Source organism: Pseudomonas sp. LBUM1662 (assembly GCF_059695915.1).
Genome location: NZ_CP166793.1, coordinates 1,405,850 through 1,425,004, shown reverse-complemented (window position 1 = coordinate 1,425,004; position 19,155 = coordinate 1,405,850). Strand labels below are relative to the sequence as shown.

Sequence of the window (19,155 nt, the reverse complement as noted above, 5' to 3'; positions counted from 1 at the left end):
TCCGCGACTGCACAAGCCGCGGAGCGGATGGGGCTTAGCGGTTGATTTTGATTTCCGTGCGACGATTCAGGGCACGGCCGTCTGCAGTTTTGTTATCGGCCACCGGCTGGCTCTCACCGGCACCGGTCACAGACACGAAGCTGCTGCGTGTTACGCCTTGGGAAATCAGGTACTCAACCACCGAGTGAGCACGCTTATCCGACAGTTTCTGGTTGTAGGCATCGCTGCCCACGCTGTCGGTGTGACCGGTCACGGTCAATTGGGCGGTGGAGGCTTCCTGTTTCAGGCGCGTGGCGATTGTGTTGAGTACGTCTTTGTCGGAAGGCGTGAGCGTGGCTTTGTCGAACTGGAAGTGAACATCGCGGATGACAATGACTTCTTCCTTGACCACCACAGCCTCTTCGACCACTGGTGCAGGCACCGGTGGAGGGCAGCCATCGGCATCGACTCTCACGCCTTTAGGCGTGCCCGGGCACTTGTCACGACTGTCCGGCACACCATCACCGTCTTCGTCGCCATCGCCATGCACCCAGCAATACGCCGCCGCCGTACCGCCGACGACCAGCGCGCCATACCCCGCCCATGCCGAGCTCTCGGTCGCACCGAGACCCGCACCGATGACACCGCCGACCGCCGCACAGGTCGGCCAGTCGGTTTTCTGCAAACCTGCGCAACCAGTCAACACACTGGTTAGCAGAACCAAGGGTAATGCTGTCCGAACTATGCTCATCTAGTTTTCTCCTGAGGGATCGGCTTAGAACCGATTCAGGGAGTAAAGACCGGAGTTTTAATCTCCGCCAGCAATAGGCCATTGCTGTTTTGCCCCGTGTTCACGGCAGATCGCCGCTTTTGCAGGAATCCCGCTCTAGGCCCGGACGTTCGGGCAGGCTAGTCTTGGCGCTCTGATTGAGGATCTCTGATGATTGCAGGTATTTCTTCACGCACGCCCCAGCAGGCGTTGGCTGCTTTGCTTGATCGATACGCCCCCGCGCGCCTGTTGTTGATCGGCGCCAGCGAGTTTCCCGCGCTTGAAGCGTTCAAGCTCGCGCACCCGGATTGCTGCGTGGCGCATGCAGCGCCCGGTGCGTTGCCGGCCGAGCTGGCGGCGCGTCGTTTTGACCTGGCGCTAGTGGTCGATTGCCTTGAACACCTGCCAAAGCGTGACGGTCTGAATCTGTTAGGCGGGATTCGTAACCTGAACGCCAGTCGCATCGCGGTGCTGGCGGATCTGCCGGCCAGCGGCTGGCAGGAGACGGATTTCTTTTCCCTGGCCTTGCAAGCCAGCGAACGCTTCCAGCGCGACGAACAAGTGCTGACGCTGTTCACCTACGATCTGCTTGACTATAAACAGGTGCCCGACTGGCTCAATTCGCGGTTCTGGGCCAATCCGGAAAACTTCGGGAAATATTGGTGGTAACGCAATGAGTACATCCATTTGCCCTTGCGGCAGCGGCACCCTGCTCGATGCCTGCTGCGGCCATTACCACGCCGGACATCCGGCGCCATGTGCCGAAGCCTTGATGCGCTCGCGCTACAGCGCCTATGTGCTGGGGCTGATCGACTACCTGGTGGCGACCACCCTGCCCGCGCAACAGGCCGGCCTGGATCGTCAGTCCATCAGCGACTGGAGCGCGAAAAGCACCTGGCTGGGCCTTGAGGTGGAAAGCTCCGAGGTATTCGGCGGTCAACCGGAACACGCGTTCGTCACCTTCACCGCACGCTGGCATGACGGGGGCGGTGAACACAGCCACCGCGAGCGCTCCTCGTTCGTGCAGAACGCCGGGCACTGGTACTTCATCGACCCCACCGTGCAACTCAAGGCCGGACGCAACGATGCCTGCCCGTGCACCAGCGGGCAGAAATTCAAGAAGTGTTGTTACAATTACCTACCTTAAAGATTTGGGCAGGTTTGCGTTGTGGGGAAGGTCTTCAGCTACATCCGATTCAGCAGTGCCAAACAATCAGCAGGCGACAGCTACGCAAGGCAAGTGAAAGCCGCCAAGGCGTTCTGTGATGAAAATGACCTAGAGCTGGCTGACCCTCGTGAATACCTTTTCTTCGATGCAGGCCGCTCAGCATTCAAAGGCAAACACCTTGACGACACTGGCGAGCTAGCTCGATTCCTGAGCTTCGTTGAAGACGGGACCATCCCACCGGGCAGTTATCTTGTCGTCGAATCGCTAGACCGTCTCTCACGCGAAAAGGTGAGGGACGCCCTTCCCCGTTTCCTTGATCTACTGGCTAAAGGTATCAACGTCTACACCAGTGTGGACAAGCGCCTGTACACCAAGGATTACAACGAACTCGATCTAATCATCTCGATTATCTCGATGTCCCGAGCACACGAGGAATCGGCAACCAAGGGTGGCCGGGTATCTTCAGCATGGCGTAATAAACAGAACGATGCGCGTGAAACTGGCAAGCCTCTAGGGAAGCTTCGCCCCCTCTGGCTGGACGTGACACCCGATGGTTACGTACTGAATGCTGCCAACGTTGCCGTTGTACGCCGCATCTTTGAGTTATCCACCAAGGGCTACGGTTCCCGCATCATTGCAGCGACATTGAATCAGGAAGGTATCCCCGCATTCAGTGCTGGCAGGAAGAACTTCAGCGGCCTATGGGGCTTCTCGACCGTGCGTCATATCCTCGGTAGTCGTGCGGTTTTGGGCGAGTATCAACCCCACATCTTCATAGACGGCAAAAGAACTCCAGACGGTGAGCCCGTCAAAGGCTACTTCCCTGCTGTGGTGACTGAGGACGAATACTACCTGGCCCATGCCGCCAGATCGTCCCGCAAAACTCACACCGTCACCAAGAACACCACCAACTTCAACCTGCTTGCTGGAATTCTGAACTGCTACAAATGCGGGGCACTCATGCACCTTCAAGGTCAGCGTGGCCGGAAATATTTCAAGTGCTCCAAGACCACGAGAGGACTGTGTGACGCCGGTATCATCAGCGCCCCACGCACTGAAGCAGTCTTCAAAGAGATTCTAACCAAGGTCGATAGCCTGTCATTGGTGCAGGACAGCTCAGGCAGCTTGCAGAAATCGATTCAGATTCTTGAAGGTCGGCTTGCAGAACTCAAAGGCAAGCAGTTGGAAGCAGAAGCCTCACATACCGAATTCCCGTCCCGCATCACTGCCAAGCTTCTTCACGAGTTGGAAGCCAGCATTGGAATACTTGACGCTGAACGCACATCTCTGACTGAGCAACTGGCAGCAGACAAGGTGATGAACAAAGAGAACTTCTTTGAGAAGCTGGACCTCGTTTCGTTTGAAGGCCGGGTGGCTGCTAACAACCTCATCAAGAGATTGGGTCTTCACATCTTTGTTAACAAGAAAGGCAGAACAGATGAGACGTATTGGGTCAGCAAGAACAACGCCATCCCTACCCTATTCAGCGATGAAGCGACAAACCTGATGTTCTACCTGATGCACAAGGGTGGCAACATCCGCTTCGAAGCAATGATGGATGAGTATATTGACCTTCAGGTAATCCAAGGCGAGATGAACGATGTGGAGGCCATCTTCGAAAAAACTGAATCTTGGGACCAATTGCCACCAGACCTTCTTGCCGCTTTGAAGGCACGTCATGGCGTGACGGAGTAACGAGGTAGCTCCCGCTTTGCTACTCCAACTTCCAACCGCCCTAATAGCCCCGCTCTGCTGGACGCTATAGCGTAGGTGATTACTGCGTTGCTGTTGCAGCGCCAATATCGAAATCCGGGTGTAGGACATATGCACGGCCAACGGCAGTCAGGGTGACGTACCTTCCAGACGTGGCGTATTCGAACGAAACCATTTTCCTCGCCTCCAGAACGTCCAATGCTCCATCTACCTCCAAAAACGTAAGATCAATGTGAGCAGGAAACTCTTTGGTTGGGCACCTCTTGCCAGCACTGCCGTAAATAGCAATCGCACCTATCACCTTGTCTTGATTTTTGGTGAGAGGCGGCACTGATGGGGTTCTCAACTCAGCAATCTTCGCTTGAGCAGCAATCAATTTCTCGCCTGCTGAATTCAGCGACCAAACCAAAATCGCCATCAAGAAGAGCATCATTAACGGAACAATGATGACTACCCAATGCGGGAGCGCCGCAGTCTGATCAAGCCACGTGAAGACTGCCAATGTCCTATCCCAGCCAGTGGAAACTAACGGGCGAAGAAGCGGCCACTGATCCGTCACTAGCATCTTTATGACAGTGCCGACAAAGGCGGAAATAACCGCACCAAAAATCGTCCAACCTAGAAGCTTCTTACGCCTAGTGTTCATCCGCTCACCTGTATCTGATCAATTTCGCGGATGTTAACTGAGTAACTCGACCAGACGCCAACCGATCCGGCGCATCCAAGGGACACAACTATTTGAGCGTCACGAGTGCCCATATCCACCTGCCCCCCGGAGACAAAACCCTCACCTAAGCAAGGGCTACGTTCGTCGGGCACGATAACTTTTGATGTCTACGGTTCAGGGGTGCCCGTTGAGACCATCTCGGAGATGCTTCGGGAATTGCTCGTTTGCGGTGGTCAGTGACAGTGTTGTTGTGGGCTATTGGTGGCTCCGAAAACTCGTTAGAAACCACCGATAAACTCGAGCATAACCTGCACTGTATTCGTCATGTCCTGAGGGATAACCGTCGTTAAGTCCAGTGTTTACGGGCTTACATGGCTGTATGGACTAAGCAGGATGCTTTCTCTCCGCTGATAATTGGTTTCGTACGAACGGGATATTAGATGCGGCTAAACCATCGTTTTTGCGGTATGCCTACATCAATCTATTGGCACATGCAACAAATAACGCTTGACGAATGGTGGCACTTTGACTGATAATTCTCAAATCGACAAAACATACCGAATACGTCCCGCACCCATGCAGTGCCAGATGATCGGCATTGTGCTGTCTAAACATTGGTTGACCACCAACGACGGTCAAAGTTACATCGTGAGATTAACCATGAATCATCCACAAATGATCCAACTCAGAAACGAGGCCGAGCACCGACGCTAACAGAGTTCATTCCTTCAATGAAGATAGAACGATGACGACGATGCCGACCTATGAGTCGGTTTTTTTTGCATCTTTTTTCACTATCTAGGAGGAATCCATGAATCAAAGTAATGAAACGTTCAACATCAAAACCATCCGTGTGCTGCCGCACCTGATCGGAATGCATCTCGACTATTCGCTGGGCGAAGAGGCCCCCCTTTTTAGTTCCTCAGGCGGAACCGGCGGAATCTGTGGCGTGGGCTACAACTCATGGAAGCAACGCAAAGCGTTAGGAATGCCTTACTTCAAGGTTGGGGCGGGAACGCCTTACAAACGCTGGGTAAACATGATGGAACGGTGTTATCGGGAAGACAAGTCAGCCTACGATGACTGCACAGTTTGCCCTAAATGGCACGACTATCAGGAGTTTGCAGCATGGTTTGCTGCACAGCCATATGCTGGCGCTAAAGATGCAGAGCTGGATAAAGACATTCTTGATTCACGGAATAATGTTTACTCGCCAGAGTTCTGCTCGGTGGTTCCCAAGCTGATCAATCAGGTGTTTCGGGACACTCGCAGCCGACGTGGCATTTTACCAATTGGGGTCAGTGCAGCATCCAGTGGAAACGGAGTGGTATCTGTTCTTTCAATGTTCGGCAAACGAGTTGATTTGGGGACATTCCACGACATTACGGAAGCTTTCAAGGTATACCAAGCGACTCACAGAAAGTACTGCAATGAGCTGGCAGACCTCTACGAATCACAGGTTGACGTCCGTGTGATTGAGAGACTACGCACCTACTCGCGCCACATCCGGGATTAAACAGCTGTAACGACGTACCACCGCAGGCAGTTGCTTGCGGTAACCACAACCTAACGAGGCTCATGCCTATGAATTGAAACTTGAACAGGAGAATTGACCATGCAACACGCTTTCGCCTCAAATTTGGTAACCAACGCTGTCAGTACTCAGAGCACCTCCGGCTACCTGCCTCAATTCCAAAATTGCCGCACCAGTATTATTGATGGTTTCAGAATCGATAAGCACACTGGCGAAATCTATGGGCAGTTTGTCGTTTCATCACTCCAAATCAAGATCGAACAGTACCGATGTGGAATTCCACGACCGCCAGCCAGCCCGAGCCAGCACCTGCATCCGATGGATGTCAGGAAAAACGATAATGTGGTGTACGTAGATTTCGGTGTTCCAGCGCCAGCTAAACCAACAACCGTCGTCGATGTTCCCAGCTCCAAACCGACGCGCGGCCCCAAACCGAAGGTATGCTTAAATCCGTTTGCTGCGATCATCAAGGTGGCGATTACTGAGAATGCTCACTGGATCGAAGATGCCGTTATGGCAGGCATGTACATCTCAGTTGAAAGCAGCAATGGCAAACTGAACATCAGGCCGGGCTACGTACGGAAGGTCATCACAATGGCGGTGATTTCAACTGACGCGATTGCAGGCAACCCCGTCTTCCGCAACCATGATCTGGAGCCGGTCAGTGAGCGGTATGGTCGATACCTTGCTGCGGCTGGCCGTGTTGCCCTCCGAAACATCGAACGGTATCTGGACACTCACCCAGCAGAGCAGCAGCGTCTGGAGATGAAGCTTTTTGAGCCCAAAGCATGGGGGGAAGAGTTCGATCTGGATGAAGCGGACTTTGTCGAAGACCCGTTTGGCTCTGTTGGTTAATTACGGCAGGATATAATAAGAGAGCGAAGCGAACGGCGGGCTTTCCACGTGGAGAGAGAACCTCTCGACTTGAGCACAGTGGAACGGCAAAGCCGTAGGGTTAGCACGGGTAGAAAAGGTGGGCTGATGAATGGATAAAAAATCCATCAGCCATCATAGATGGCGATCACTTATAAGCGTCCGCTTACCTCTGACTACTATCCACAGCTTCGCTGTAGTGTTAGCACGATCAAGGCGAAGTCTGCGACTGTCTTTTTCCAGAGAGGCGGATTCATGAATGAATTTAATCCGCCAATCACTTCCTAGCAGAATCACCCTACGGCTACACCGTGCATGCCTCTTGACCTCAATGCTACGCATTGTCTGTGCTAACTCTTCAGTCAGCATTGTTACCGCTTGATCATCTGCATGGTCAATATCAAGTGATGCACCCGCTATTACTTCAACAAAAAGAATGCAGCAACGGTAACTGCGGTTACGGTAATCACGAATATCTGATCGCTACGCAATTTGGTAGCAGCATCATCTGACTTTACTCGCTGGTAGGTCTCTACATCGTTCAGACCTTGCACCTTGTACTCCATGATCTGACTGATCTGCCTATCGATCTTGCGGTTGTGACTGTCGTTGCTCCGCATCGTGACACCCCAGACCAAGAGCCACAGCCCAAATGTCGGGATGCACAACAACAGGTGCAAGATGTGATTGGTGGTTTTCTTCTGGGTAGTCAGTACGAAAATCTGCTCGTTCATGATCCATCCTTGCAGGTGTGCCTACTCGCCGTCAGGCGATTCGTGGACACCAATGTATCAATTAGTGTGTCAACGATTGGTGTGTTCACGATTAGAGCACAACGACCCATCATTCGGGAATGCAACCAAATCAAAATCTCAGAAAGTGCTTCGGACAACGAATCCGCGAGCTTCGCAGCAGCCAAGGCTTCAGTCAGGAAGCTTTCGCTGACCGGTGCGGCTTCGTCCGGACTTATATGTCTCGTATCGAGACTGGTACAGCGAACCCCAGCCTAGATGCAGCCAAGGTGCTTGCAGACGGTCTGGGGGTGTCCTTGTCAGAGCTGCTGAAAGGGCTGTAGCCGTGACTGGAACCTACCGGTTAGGGTTTAGAGAAAAAATTTGAGTTTTGCTCAAAAAAGCGGTGATTTGAAAATCGGCCTCACTAAATACATTGAACAGGACATCAGTTCTGCCCAATTTATTAAGAGGTTCAAGATGGACAATCACATTTGCTTCGGCATTACCCTGAATCCTGCAACAACCCGCTTTCAGGCCATTCAGTTCGACCGCATGATTCGTTGCTGTAAATGCCACTTCATTCAAGGTACTTGGTACGTGTCCATACCTTTGAAAATGGATGGTGGCAGCGGAGCTAATCGGCTTCGCCACATACTGAATACTGCGAGGGAATCTGCTGGTATCAGCACTGTGAGTTATTGGTACTCGCATATGGATGGGCCGAAGGAGCATCAGGTTTTGTAGTAACGACTAGCAGCCTCGTCAGTGGTGATGGGGCTTCTTTATTGGATCAGAGTCATGCCTGCTTCACACCTGCTGCACCTATCCCTTCAACACCGAAGGCCCAGCTATCAGAGAAGTAGACCTATCTGGTAGTTCGATAGCCGCCTGCCAATATCTATCATATACCTATTGCAGATAGCTATGTGATTCAACTATCATTGATCTATCGAATTTAAATTCAAAGGATAGTTCGCTATGAATGCCCACCTCTACCTCCGAGCATCGACCAAAGACCAAGACGCCAACCGTGCAAAAGTCGCCTTGGAGTTGTTCGCTGTCGAGAAGGGGTTGAGCATCGTTGGCGTCCATGCCGAGAACATCAGCGGAACCAAGCTCAACCGTCCTGAGTTGATTGCCTTGCTCGATTCTGCCGAGAAGGGTGACGTGCTATTGGTTGAGTCTGTAGACCGCCTCAGTCGTCTCTCACAGGCTGACTGGGACACTCTCAAGGCCACCATCAAGGCCAAGGGACTTAGGTTGGTAGTGGCTGATCTGCCCACCAGTCACATGCTGGTTGAAGCCAAAGGAATCACTGGGCAAATCATGGATGTGATCAACAACATGCTGATCGACCTGATGGCGACGATGGCAAGGTTGGATCAAGAGAAGCGAGTGGAACGCATCAAGCAAGGGCTGGAGAACAAGCGTATTGCTGATCCTGAATGGAAGCCCGCAGGTAAAGGCAAGAATGCGGCCAAGTGGGCAGAGGTACAGTCTTTAATGCTGGAGCATCCAACCATGTCTGCTGACAAGATCGCCAAGTTGGCTGACTGTGGTGTTGCCACCGTTTACCGGATCAAGCGAGAAACAGCAGTCGCCTGATGCTGGCCTTGGCTACATCAACCTAACCGGGTTATGTGGGGCTTCGTGCCCCCAACTTATTTTTGGTTCCGCTTGACGACTTCAGGCTTGGACGGTGTGCGTCTTGTTTAGCAGCACTGCGGCCTCGACTGTATCCATCCTTACTTTTCCCGCCCCTATACTTGAAAAGGTCGAGCAAGCTCACTTATTTTTGCCGGGAATTTTGGAAGCTGCATTAGAAGTGCAATCCCGATTTTTACGGGGCTTGGAAATTGGATATAGAAACGCACACATACTGGCGGACTCTGCGGCTCTCACAATTCAACTCTAGAACACATACACTACTAAATTTCTATAAAGTGATCAGCGTTCTGAATATGCATCTTAATATTTTGATAATTGATTTTACCAGAACCTCCGCTTGACGAATGCTGCTTCAGTGATACTTCCCACCTCCCGAAAAAAATATACTCTTTATCCTCTCTAATCAGCCCATGTAATTTAGAACCATTTAGGTAAATTTGGGCCGTAGACTTCCATGCTCGTCCAAGAGCATCTCGCTTAATTTCTGGCGAATACAATTCAACAACATGACAATCTTTCACAACCTCAAGCTTTTTTACGCTAAAGATATGACCAGATACAGCCAACGGAATTTCAATATTCCCAACCCCATGCGTTTCGATTAATGATGACAGATTTTTCTCATCATAATAAAAATCGAGCCACTTTATTTTTTTACCATGATAATTTAGGACGACCAGACTGCCAAGCTGATCATCTTCCTCGCAGTAATTTCTAAGTTCAAGTATCTGCCCAAGCGTACGAAGATAATTAGTTAGCGCACCTTTATTAGCATAATTTTTATTTTGATTAAAAGAAGCACCCCATTTTTTTGCTAGCTCATGAATCCGATCTTCGTCCAATACACGAAGAGCCTTGAGAAGCACATGCAAACGAAACTCATAATTCGACTTACCAAGAGCTTCAAAAACCTCAGACTCTGATAATTTTGCTATGAGGTCCAATTGGCCTTCAATGTTATATTTACACCCGACAGCATGAAGGTGATGCTTTTTCAATCTGAAGCAAGGCGCAATTTCAATAGTCTTTGACTGATACTTTCTATTATGTCGCCTAACAAACGAAAGCTCTGCATCACAGGCAATCGAAGAACAGAATATTTTTCCCGCAGGTACTGCTTCGTATTTGAGCGCCGTAACTCGCTCACCAGACTCAACCTTAGCCTCAGGAATCTTACTACCCATTTAAATCAACCCCCGAAAGGCATAAATCAAAGCCAAAACATTAACGTCTCATTTTCAACATTAAATTACCAACTAGGGATATTAAAAAGTCTACCAGAAGGACCATCATCATGAAGCACTCTGACAACTTCATGGTCAGGAAATTTAAATCCAGCCGGGAGGTCTGACTCAATCACAGTCAAAATATACTGAAAACCGTTAATATTTGAGATTGTTCTCACATACTCGATGAACTCTATTTTTTTTCGATCATCTAACGTCTCCAACCCTCCATCATGATACAAAAACCGAACAAATTTCATATCAGAATAGGCAGACATCACCGCCAAATCAAAACCAATACATAGAATTTTTTTATAACTATAGCCGTCACTTTCACCCGTAATTTTTCCATCCGGCCCAATAAGACCTGCAAAATAGTCCAAGTTCCCCTCACCATTTTGCTCGGTTGTTATGACTCCATTTTTACTTAAGACACCAGAAATATAATCTTCAAACCCATCTTTAATTCTATTATATACCCCCTCTTTATCAACAACCACTTCATCCCGATTAATCCGGATCGAGTCAACTACCCGCCCCTTATCGCGAAGTAATTTTCGAGAGCCTTCTTCAAGATTCTTAATAGACTCATTTACCTCAAGACTTTTATTGATCTCCGCGATACTAAAATTAATTTCAGCAAGCCTTTGAGACACTTCTTTATACTTAGAAAAAATATCGTATGAGTTTAGATAAGACAGCTTCTTTGAACGCTCAAAATTTAGTTCACTTGCCCTAACACTTATATCATCAAGATCATGTTCCAACTCTTCTTTTTGCTGTCGAACAAATTCTCTTCGCTCTGAAGTTATTTGCCGGTTGAACTCCACAAGCTCTGAATAGGAACGCTTTATTTGCTCGCCGAATACAACACCCGCCTCTTCAAACAACTGCGAGACCGAGTCGATATTAAAGCGCTCACCCCCTGCCCCCGCTGTCTTCTGAAGTTTTCTAAGGCGTGCCGACAGGTAGTATTTAACCCTATTGATATCTTCAAGCTCAGAATCAATCTCACCAGTCAAGTCTTCTATATGTTTTCTATCTGACTCGTCGAAGTTAAGATTTTCCATCTGCCACTTTAAACTTTTCGCCACATCCATTTTGGCTTGTAAATGCCGATTTAAAATTTCTTCTTGATCGCCCTGAACCGCACCTATTTGTTTTTTCAACTCGATTAACTTAATGCTTAATGCGTCGATCTCATTTTTCAGTTGATAATTTCTGACAAGCGCACTTGCTTCAAACCCTAGAATATGACCCAAATAGGGTTTCCAGAACACATGCTGCCCACGAAACTTATCTAACTTAAAAACCTCCGTATAATCTTCTTGAGATCGGAGGCAATAAGCCACAGCGTCTCTGTAATCCCAAGCTCCTACTACAGCAAGATCAAAATACGAATCCAATATTGTCTTAGCAACGCCAATAGGTTCATCTTCATACTCCCACGACCAACCATCACCCCGATATAATTGCCGACCCTCATCGTGCTTTTTTATAGATATTTTCGTGTTCCTATCAACCCCTCTTCTAATAGTAATATAGCTACCAGAGTTCAATAAAACCTCAATAAAAAAAACGTACTTGGTGAATATCAATGGAAACTTAAACAGGAAAAAATCAGGACTCCTACCTTTCAGAAGACAAAAATCAATCAACTCTGAAAGCTTCGACTTTCCCAAATTGTGGGCATCTTTTTGTAAATTTTCAGGATGAAAAATTTGCCCCAAAATAACGTTGAAGCCATTGCAAAAATCTATAGTCTTAAATTCATTCTCAAAGTTTGAGTAAATCCTTGATATCTTCATATCCCTACATACTCTACAATATCGTTTTTTGGGTGATACTGAATCAAGCCCAACAAAAACAACAAATCCAACGCCCCTTCAAACAAATAAGACGCACGCTCTTCATGAACAGCAAGTTTACCGTATAAATCAGAGTACGCTTGCACTTTGCACTTTTTAAGTACTGACAACAAAAAAGCTGACACTGACAAAATTGTCAAATCAGGATGCGCATTTTTATTCGGCAGCAGCAGCATCTTCCTCACCAATATCGCAATGATAATACATATAATAAATCATTAATCTTGTAAGCGTTTTATTTGATCTAAGATCAGTATCACGCTCCAATAGCAATTCGATTATCTTTTCAAGCACTACATCAAATTTTTGATCAGGGCTTCGCAGCACACAAACTTTAGCAGCAAGCTCTTCAGCACTTTGCATATATAGTTGCTGCAACACCTCATTCTCTGGCATTGCCAAGAAATCTTGCACCTGATACAGCTCACCAATTTTTTTCTTAATTGTACTTCCGTAGGGGCCACTCAGATTATTAATCTGATTTTTACGTTCAAAGCTAACCCTGACAATCTTCCGACCAAGATCGGCCTTACTGATTGCCTTAAGGTTGTTCTTCAGAGAAACTATAATCTCTGCCAACTCATCGGGTTCAATATTCAGCGGCATATCAAACGGATTCAATCCAACATCGCTTGGAATATGCTTAAACCGCTTAAAATAATTTTCAAACTGCTCGACACCTACCAACCCAATATTTGACGAATGCAAACCGGTTTGACCAGATATATAGTCACGAATAGTTAAACTAGCACTCGCCGGCAGTTTTCTATTTGAAAACAAAAAGTAATTCTTTAGCGAATCACTTTTAATCAACTTTACTATTTTTGGAATTTCACCATCAACCTCAGATGAAGCTGTACCAAAAAACTCACCATCTGAAAACTTCTTATTATATGCCGAAGTGTGCTTTGCTTGTATTATCGTGACGCCTGTCCAAGGTTCAGCAGCACTGGGATATAAATTCGCTCTTCCTTCGAATCGCGAATCTCTTCCCCCATCCTTCCCTTCAGAAAACGTTTCCGTTGCAAACCCAAGTAACTCGTAACACAAATGAATCACCAGTGATTCGAACTGCCCAGAGGACAAATGACTGTATTGGAACTTCACCCGCCTACTCCCTGTAGCAATAAAGGCATCAATCCAATTTTAAACGATCAGAACAAAGCTCCGATAATCGCGACCCGATTGAGAAGACTTATTGAGCATCAATAGAATTCACCCCGGCCCTTCTTCCGACAATGCTATTAGTCACGACAACAGCATCACAACGCCATCATCATTACAGAGGCACGCTACGCACCGCAAGGACCTTTCAGCCCCCAGCGACGCAAGCAGAGACCGTTCTCAGCCTGTACAGCCTTACAAAGGGCACGGGGGGGGTATGAATGAATGGGTGGAACAAGAATGGAACGAGCAACCCGGAGATGTTCTTGTGAGCGCTACATAAATATCGTCGCGTAGTGTCCAGCCCGGCTTGCAGAGCTGCTCTCCAATTGCCATAAGGCACTAGGCACTAGGCACTAGGCAGGCGAGCTTACTCGCGAATCTTGGGCAGCATGGTCTCTGCCGATCAGAAATCGAGGAGTAACGTGGGATTTGATGTGAAACGAGGAGGATTTTGAGTGGTACAACTGAGTAGTACAATCGAAAAACAAAAAGCCCCGCAAACCAATGATTTGCCGGGCTTTTCTATGTATGGCGGAGAGATAGGGATTCGAACCGTAGGTACTGTCGCCAGTACAACGGATTTCGAATCCGTTCCGTTCGGTCATTCCGGCCCCCCCCCTAACACCCATCGTTAATTTCAGGGCGGCACGCAGGCCGCCCCCACCCTGTGCAACACCCGTAAAACGGCGAGCCAGATTCTTGAAAGATTATCGCCTCTCCGTCGTCACACATAGTGCAACGAACTTGAGTCAGTCTTCCTTGAATCCCGGTAAGCCCTGAGCAGCACGCCATTCCTTTACAATACGTGTAACGTCTTCTGCTGATCCGCTAGACCCGTTTTCTGGGTAGTAGATGAGGTCGGTGCCGTCTGGGTGACCGGTCATCTCGCAGAATTCATCTAGAAGAACATCTAACACGTCGTCCGTTGCTGCTTTGTTTTCAGCCAGCAGCTTGTGCATGAAGCTGATGAATTCGTCTTCGGTGTAGTCGGTGATATCGTTTTTCATTGTCAGTGTCATCCGTTTCTATGAATGTCGATGTGGTGCTTGGGCGTAACGACGTTCAGGTTATCGACATCGTAGACTTTCCCGCCTCTAGCTACTTCGTCTGCATGGTGGAGTTCGAATGAGCTGCGTTTTCCTGCTCTGTCCCTGTAACGCGCCTTTGGTGCCTTGCCTTCTCGCATCCGGTCAACGTTATTGTCTGTGAATTGTTCCACCAGTCCAGTACCCGCTACCGCCTTCCAGAGTGCACGCCTGAAACTGTCGAAGCTTCCGTAGCTTTTACCCCGTAGCTGGTCGGCAATCTCTGTTGGTATGGGGGCACCGAGCCCAGAACTCGCCCCCGCAAGCCAGATGCCCGTCACGTCTGTCCCTTGCCCCGTAACGGTGCCGGGATCGAGACGGACATTCATCACAATGTATAGCGGCTGTACCCCAGACCCAGCCGGGAACACAAGGATGAAATCTTTGTATTCGTCAGGATAGATCGGGCTAACAATGATGTTATCAGCCTGTTCTGTAGGCGGATAAATCCATATCTGAGGCGCCTGAGGAGCACCCTCTAACGGTGGAATTCCTGACGTGCTGGATGGGTCAACGGCTGGCGTCCAGATCAGTGTTACACCGTCACCAAAGTCTGCCACCTGCTGAGAGCCTTGCTCAACGAACCCCACTACGGGAATCATTTCCCAGTCGGTGCGCTTCTGGGTGTTGTACCCGTATCCCTTCAAGGTACCATCTGCCTGCTGTTCGACATGTATCCGAACCCGTGTGCGGCCTTTCTTGAGGGATTGAAGTTGCTCATCTGTGTACAGGCTGCTATCACCCAAACTGGACGGCCATAGCAGTGCAACAAAACCAGCCAACGCACCAGCAGCAACACCGGTAGTTAGAACCCCGCCAGCAGCACCAGCACTCGCACCCGTTGCAGCACTCCCGCCAGCAACGGCAGCTCCAGCAATGCACAGGCCGCCACAGGACACACCAGCAGCCGTAGCAGCAGCGCCACCCAATAGAAGGGTGCCCAGTGTTGCCGGTATTGCACCGCTAACTTTCTTGAGGGGAATGTTTCCCTGTGCATCCGTTTCACGGCCACCGAGAATGGCAAGCACGCCGTAGTTGCCTACCTTCTCGACAGGGATAAACCCGGCTGGTTTCTTGTGGTCGATCACGCCGTCAGGAAGGTCACAGCTCTTTGCGAACACACAGCCAACGGTGTTGGGCCTGGCGTCTTCCTTCGGTGGGAGGTCGTTGTATTCCGACCAACGTTGGGCATGGATATCAACAGGTTCTGCGCCGCTGTTTCGGTAGCCCTTCGGCGGGTTTGGTACGTATCCACTCACGTTGAGCTTCCTTTTCGTCCTTGGGGAATTCCAGCCCGAGGCTAGACAGAATGACCTTGCCGGGAAGCTCAAGCCTTGGCTGTAGGACAAATCCCAAAAGCCATACTGAAAATTCCCTGATCCATGTCATTTGCTGGGGGGGCGGAGGATATCGGGTTGGCGTCGAGTGTTGAATGGTGGCGACTGGCTACGTTCTTAGACACTGTGGAACCGATTCGGCTTGATAGCATCACCGAAACACGGATGTCGCTCGGGGTTAATGATCAACGCATGAAGAACGTGAACCCATATCAAGCGGCCATACAGACCCACCTGCTCGCCCGCCTTTACTAAAAAGTGAATACGCTTCAGTCAGTATCCGATTGCCTCAACACCAAAGGCTTGCATACCGCCCGTAGTAGCAAGTTCACACCAACAGCGGTACGTCGCCTCATGATCGCTCTCAACGTGTCGTTCTGAGGCCTGTAAAGGCTTCAGGGTGCACAGGGTTACTTTAAGATTAGTCAGCTTTCTGTTTGGCATGGTCGCATACCACTAAGCAGTGCACGCACAAAACCTGCTTTTCCAATTCCCTTTCCAACTTATATTTTGGGCCAGGAATTCAGCCAACTTCAAAGTTGCACACCCGTCGCGGCGCGGGGGCTGAGGTTCTGTATATTTTTTGTGAATGTTTTAGCTCTTGCTAGGGGGGCTCTTCTCATTTGATTCCAGCTTGATGTGTTCCTTCATGAGCTGGAAGAACCGATTAGCCTCTGCTGTTATCGACGTGACATTGTAGAGCGTATCGTAATACCGCCCAACATTCTCTCGAATTGCATTCAAGTCCAGCCCCTTACTGTACTCATCTTCTAAGCGTTTGCGGAATTCAGCAGGAGGCATTTTAAGTTCGACAGCACCATGAGTCATCATGATAATTCGGTATAAAGACTCGTTTAGTGCCGGTTCAAAATAGATTGAGAACAGTGCAAACGTCCCGCCCAACTCAACAATCAATTCTCTAAAGTTAGAATACAGCGTTGCTGCCTTGCCTTTGTGCTCAAGGTGCATATCCCAACTCACTGCTCGGACTTCCTGATTCCCTTTCTCAAAGGCCATTTCTGCAATCGCAGCATTCATCTCGCTACTGGATGCGTGGAGTTGATAAATGTTAATGAGGTCAGTAATTCTAGCCACATCCACCACAGCCTTTTTGAAAACCTCCACTTTCAACTTTGCTTCTTCCTGCATTTGCAGGTATCGCTGTTGTGTCTGCCAAATATCAGATTTGTAAAGCTCAAGCTGTTTCGCGTACTCAACCTTCACTTGTTCAATTTTATTTGTGATGCCGGCTATATCTTCTTTAGTCGCTAGATTTTTGGCTTTCTCTCCAATGTAGCCGGGGAGATAGGTTTTAATGAGCAAGCCTACGATAAAAATTGAGACAAACAACACCACATCAGCTACTAACGAGATATCCATACACCTCTCTCCATCATTTCATCACCCCTTTTTCAGTGCGAACGGCTATTTGCAAGGGTAAGCAGTCTTGTATGCGAGATAAACAAGGTCGCTATCCTGTTCGTGCAGCCTGTCCGGGTGATCTTGGAGATACTTGAATACAATACGCATCCCTTGCCCATTCGTAATGCCGCTAGGAAAGCAGGTTTGGTACAGCGGCGGAAGTTGCTCATTGAGAAGCCTCATGGTGTGCCGCACACCTTGCGTCAACCCTAGACAGAAAGAAGCTCCATAGTAGTCGTTAAGCGTGCCGCCATCCGCAGCTTTGATACCATCTGCACATTGTGTGATTAGCTCGTTTCCGTCCCCGCCTTCAGCCATGGCAGCCCCGCTCGCCAATATCCCAACCAGTGCGACTACTACCGCCATCCCTGTCTTCATGATGATATTCCTGAGTGCGTTAGTAGCAATTGGTGCTCACTGTCTGGCCGTAAGCGGTAGAAGTGCAATGTGTTTGCTTGGGTATCACGTAGGGTTGCGGCGCTGGTTGCTGGTGTTGCTGGCTCTGTGACTTCAGCATCTGCCCGATACGCTGACGCCTTTCCTTTTCTGCTTGTGCTAATTGGTCTGTCGCGACCTTATCCAACTGCACACGGCAGTTCACGTAAGCATCAGAACCGGGTGTTGCCCCGTATGACTGACACTGAGCGTCGTCCTTGGCCGCTTGCAGTTGTTTCGCCGCTGCAAGGTTGTTCAGGCTCTCTTGCCTGTTCACATAACCGTTGGTGCCGGGGAGGCAGTCGTCCCGTGCCACACCCATAGAACAGTCCAGCGGATGGTCAGCACATCCTGCCAGAGCCAACAGTGCAATCGCCCCAATCCATGCCTTCATGATGATTCTCTTTGTGTAGTGGCACGATGTTATCGGGCACCGCGACCTACCGCCAAGCCCGTGCGCATAACTAATTGGCAAGATGATGGCACCTAATGCATCATTGCCCAACGCATGTGGCGACAATCGAGGGTCGAAAATGGAAGCCAGTCAACTGAAAAGTGAGGGTCTTTTCACGATCACAATCGGTTTCGTGCTGATTATAGTCGCGGTGATTTTGTCGAGCGGGTATGACCCGAGAGGTGGGTTACTATGGAGTCTCTCCAACAACATGTACCTTTTCGATATCGCTGTGGGGTGTGATGAGCAAACATTTCATTGCGAAGAAGGTTTCACCCTGATGATACAGACAAAGTATGTCGCATCTGCATTAGGGCTACTACTTATCTATGGTGCAGGGCAATATCTTGGGGTTTTCCCTTCGATAAAATTCTGGAGCAAAAATAGATCCGCTTGTTAAAGTGAAAAAAAACGCCCAAAAACTTACAAGGATGATATCGCATGCATGGCTTTTTAAAAGGTATTGGCAGCATCGCGTTTGGAGTTATAGCCTTTTTAGCACTAATCTTATTGCCAGCGATTTTCTTCATCGGCTTAGCAAAAGCCTCTCTATATATACTCCCATGGGTGGGCGATTTGGCGTGGCTATCCCTTGGAGTTATCATCCTTATCCTTTTACCTCTATCGCTAATCAGAAAGCTGCGTGTTTATACAGGGACTGCCATATACATTGGGTCGTTTGTGTTCGGTCTTCTCTTGTTTTTGTTTAGCCTTTTAACCACATGGTCACTGTGGGGAGGATTCTGGGCATTTATAGGGGTGCTTGGGTTTGGTGGGCTAATCGTGCCATTCGCATTTTTAGCATGTCTTTTAAAAGGGTTCTGGCTGGGAGTTGGCGTTGTTGTGGGGCTCCTCGTGCTGACGTGGGGAGCTAAACTTGCTGGTCTTGCCATTGCAACAAGTGGAGAAAATTAGAGTTAGTTGCTGTTAGTTTTTACCGCTATGACAGCGAAAGTTGCACACCCTTCGCGGCGGTAGCGATGGGACTTCGTACCGAATTGTAGAAGAGGTTCCTGCCAATGCTACTATCCCCACTTTACAGACCGGAGCTAATAC

Annotated in this window: 20 protein-coding genes and 1 tRNA gene; 8 read left to right on the top strand and 13 right to left on the bottom strand. The window is 49.1% G+C overall.

Translation table 11 applies throughout. The features are described from left to right. Positions 1-34: 34 nt before the first annotated feature. Complete coding sequence (locus tag ACA049_RS06320; protein ID WP_497333969.1) at positions 35-730, bottom strand: PA1041 family peptidoglycan-binding anchor lipoprotein; 696 nt, start codon at positions 728-730, stop codon at positions 35-37. A 189-nt stretch (positions 731-919) separates the two neighbouring features. Here ACA049_RS06320 and ACA049_RS06315 point away from each other — a divergent pair, with 189 nt between their 5' ends. From ACA049_RS06315 to ACA049_RS06305, 3 genes are read left to right on the top strand one after another with little or no spacing between them, the layout of a single operon-like run. Beyond that, positions 920-1,417: a DUF6231 family protein gene (locus tag ACA049_RS06315; protein WP_497333967.1), complete on the top strand. Its 498-nt coding sequence runs from the start codon at positions 920-922 to the stop codon at positions 1,415-1,417. Positions 1,418-1,421: 4 nt separating this feature from the next. After that, positions 1,422-1,895 carry a YchJ family protein gene (locus ACA049_RS06310; RefSeq protein WP_497333965.1) on the top strand — a complete coding sequence of 158 codons (474 nt, stop codon included), beginning with the start codon at positions 1,422-1,424 and terminating at the stop codon, positions 1,893-1,895. A 21-nt stretch (positions 1,896-1,916) separates the two neighbouring features. Further along, positions 1,917-3,611: a recombinase family protein gene (locus ACA049_RS06305; RefSeq protein ID WP_497333963.1), complete on the top strand. Its 1,695-nt coding sequence runs from the start codon at positions 1,917-1,919 to the stop codon at positions 3,609-3,611. 79 nt (positions 3,612-3,690) lie between these two features. Here the strand turns inward: ACA049_RS06305 and ACA049_RS06300 are convergent, their stop codons facing one another. Then, positions 3,691-4,275, bottom strand: a complete 585-nt coding sequence (locus tag ACA049_RS06300) for a hypothetical protein (protein ID WP_497333961.1) — start codon at positions 4,273-4,275, stop codon at positions 3,691-3,693. Positions 4,276-5,107: 832 nt separating this feature from the next. On the opposite strand from ACA049_RS06300, the gene ACA049_RS06295 reads away from it, so the two are divergent. Then, the gene (locus ACA049_RS06295) at positions 5,108-5,812 is read left to right on the top strand and encodes a hypothetical protein (RefSeq protein WP_497333959.1); all 705 of its coding nucleotides are present in this window, start codon (positions 5,108-5,110) and stop codon (positions 5,810-5,812) included. 99 nt (positions 5,813-5,911) lie between these two features. Further along, a complete protein-coding gene (locus ACA049_RS06290; protein WP_497333957.1) occupies positions 5,912-6,685 on the top strand; it encodes a hypothetical protein in 774 nt (257 codons plus the stop codon). A gap of 437 nt (positions 6,686-7,122) precedes the next feature. Here ACA049_RS06290 and ACA049_RS06285 read toward each other — a convergent pair whose 3' ends face one another. After that, positions 7,123-7,437 carry a hypothetical protein gene (locus ACA049_RS06285; RefSeq protein WP_497333955.1) on the bottom strand — a complete coding sequence of 105 codons (315 nt, stop codon included), beginning with the start codon at positions 7,435-7,437 and terminating at the stop codon, positions 7,123-7,125. Positions 7,438-7,556: 119 nt separating this feature from the next. On the opposite strand from ACA049_RS06285, the gene ACA049_RS06280 reads away from it, so the two are divergent. Beyond that, positions 7,557-7,778 (top strand): helix-turn-helix domain-containing protein, encoded by a 222-nt coding sequence (locus ACA049_RS06280; RefSeq protein WP_497333953.1) that lies wholly within the window; start codon positions 7,557-7,559, stop codon positions 7,776-7,778. Positions 7,779-8,415: 637 nt separating this feature from the next. Then, positions 8,416-9,042: a recombinase family protein gene (locus ACA049_RS06275; protein WP_497333951.1), complete on the top strand. Its 627-nt coding sequence runs from the start codon at positions 8,416-8,418 to the stop codon at positions 9,040-9,042. 323 nt (positions 9,043-9,365) lie between these two features. Here the strand turns inward: ACA049_RS06275 and ACA049_RS06270 are convergent, their stop codons facing one another. From ACA049_RS06270 to ACA049_RS06225, 10 genes are all read right to left on the bottom strand, one after another. Further along, a complete protein-coding gene (locus ACA049_RS06270) occupies positions 9,366-10,289 on the bottom strand; it encodes a hypothetical protein (RefSeq protein WP_497333949.1) in 924 nt (307 codons plus the stop codon). A gap of 65 nt (positions 10,290-10,354) precedes the next feature. After that, entirely contained in the window at positions 10,355-12,139 is a 1,785-nt protein-coding gene (locus ACA049_RS06265; RefSeq protein ID WP_497333947.1) for a DUF2326 domain-containing protein, read from the bottom strand. Next, complete coding sequence (locus ACA049_RS06260; RefSeq protein WP_497333945.1) at positions 12,136-12,375, bottom strand: ABC-three component system middle component 8; 240 nt, start codon at positions 12,373-12,375, stop codon at positions 12,136-12,138. The genes ACA049_RS06265 and ACA049_RS06260 overlap by 4 nt, the downstream gene beginning before the upstream one ends. Beyond that, entirely contained in the window at positions 12,356-13,306 is a 951-nt protein-coding gene (locus ACA049_RS06255) for an ABC-three component system protein (RefSeq protein ID WP_497333943.1), read from the bottom strand. Before ACA049_RS06255 ends, ACA049_RS06260 begins: the two co-directional genes overlap by 20 nt. 589 nt (positions 13,307-13,895) lie before the next feature. Continuing rightward, positions 13,896-13,985, bottom strand: a tRNA-Ser gene (locus tag ACA049_RS06250). 130 nt (positions 13,986-14,115) lie between these two features. Next, on the bottom strand, positions 14,116-14,373 hold the full coding sequence (locus tag ACA049_RS06245) for a bacteriocin immunity protein (RefSeq protein WP_497333941.1): 258 nt from the start codon (positions 14,371-14,373) through the stop codon (positions 14,116-14,118). Between the two features lie 8 nt (positions 14,374-14,381). Then, on the bottom strand, positions 14,382-15,710 hold the full coding sequence (locus ACA049_RS06240) for a pyocin-S2/colicin E7-DNase domain-containing protein (protein ID WP_497333939.1): 1,329 nt from the start codon (positions 15,708-15,710) through the stop codon (positions 14,382-14,384). 672 nt (positions 15,711-16,382) lie between these two features. Then, positions 16,383-17,168: a hypothetical protein gene (locus tag ACA049_RS06235; RefSeq protein WP_497333937.1), complete on the bottom strand. Its 786-nt coding sequence runs from the start codon at positions 17,166-17,168 to the stop codon at positions 16,383-16,385. A 45-nt stretch (positions 17,169-17,213) separates the two neighbouring features. Continuing rightward, a complete protein-coding gene (locus ACA049_RS06230) occupies positions 17,214-17,588 on the bottom strand; it encodes a Rap1a/Tai family immunity protein (RefSeq protein ID WP_497333935.1) in 375 nt (124 codons plus the stop codon). A gap of 19 nt (positions 17,589-17,607) precedes the next feature. Then, positions 17,608-18,039, bottom strand: a complete 432-nt coding sequence (locus tag ACA049_RS06225) for a hypothetical protein (protein WP_497333933.1) — start codon at positions 18,037-18,039, stop codon at positions 17,608-17,610. Positions 18,040-18,540: 501 nt separating this feature from the next. Here ACA049_RS06225 and ACA049_RS06220 point away from each other — a divergent pair. Then, entirely contained in the window at positions 18,541-19,014 is a 474-nt protein-coding gene (locus tag ACA049_RS06220) for a hypothetical protein (RefSeq protein WP_497333931.1), read from the top strand. Positions 19,015-19,155: the final 141 nt, after the last annotated feature.

Bases quoted from the DNA above. Each gene is read 5' to 3' on its own strand.
- ACA049_RS06230 (WP_497333935.1), bottom strand. From the start codon at position 17,588: ATGAAGACAGGGATGGCGGTAGTAGTCGCACTGGTTGGGATATTGGCG.
- ACA049_RS06260 (WP_497333945.1), bottom strand. From the start codon at position 12,375: ATGCTGCTGCTGCCGAATAAAAATGCGCATCCTGATTTGACAATTTTG.
- ACA049_RS06265 (WP_497333947.1), bottom strand. From the start codon at position 12,139: ATGAAGATATCAAGGATTTACTCAAACTTTGAGAATGAATTTAAGACT.
- ACA049_RS06285 (WP_497333955.1), bottom strand. From the start codon at position 7,437: ATGAACGAGCAGATTTTCGTACTGACTACCCAGAAGAAAACCACCAAT.
- ACA049_RS06295 (WP_497333959.1), top strand. From the start codon at position 5,108: ATGAATCAAAGTAATGAAACGTTCAACATCAAAACCATCCGTGTGCTG.
- ACA049_RS06220 (WP_497333931.1), top strand. From the start codon at position 18,541: ATGCATGGCTTTTTAAAAGGTATTGGCAGCATCGCGTTTGGAGTTATA.
- ACA049_RS06280 (WP_497333953.1), top strand. From the start codon at position 7,557: ATGCAACCAAATCAAAATCTCAGAAAGTGCTTCGGACAACGAATCCGC.
- ACA049_RS06270 (WP_497333949.1), bottom strand. From the start codon at position 10,289: ATGGGTAGTAAGATTCCTGAGGCTAAGGTTGAGTCTGGTGAGCGAGTT.
- ACA049_RS06275 (WP_497333951.1), top strand. From the start codon at position 8,416: ATGAATGCCCACCTCTACCTCCGAGCATCGACCAAAGACCAAGACGCC.
- ACA049_RS06310 (WP_497333965.1), top strand. From the start codon at position 1,422: ATGAGTACATCCATTTGCCCTTGCGGCAGCGGCACCCTGCTCGATGCC.
- ACA049_RS06300 (WP_497333961.1), bottom strand. From the start codon at position 4,275: ATGAACACTAGGCGTAAGAAGCTTCTAGGTTGGACGATTTTTGGTGCG.
- ACA049_RS06225 (WP_497333933.1), bottom strand. From the start codon at position 18,039: ATGAAGGCATGGATTGGGGCGATTGCACTGTTGGCTCTGGCAGGATGT.
- ACA049_RS06320 (WP_497333969.1), bottom strand. From the start codon at position 730: ATGAGCATAGTTCGGACAGCATTACCCTTGGTTCTGCTAACCAGTGTG.
- ACA049_RS06235 (WP_497333937.1), bottom strand. From the start codon at position 17,168: ATGGATATCTCGTTAGTAGCTGATGTGGTGTTGTTTGTCTCAATTTTT.
- ACA049_RS06290 (WP_497333957.1), top strand. From the start codon at position 5,912: ATGCAACACGCTTTCGCCTCAAATTTGGTAACCAACGCTGTCAGTACT.
- ACA049_RS06245 (WP_497333941.1), bottom strand. From the start codon at position 14,373: ATGAAAAACGATATCACCGACTACACCGAAGACGAATTCATCAGCTTC.
- ACA049_RS06315 (WP_497333967.1), top strand. From the start codon at position 920: ATGATTGCAGGTATTTCTTCACGCACGCCCCAGCAGGCGTTGGCTGCT.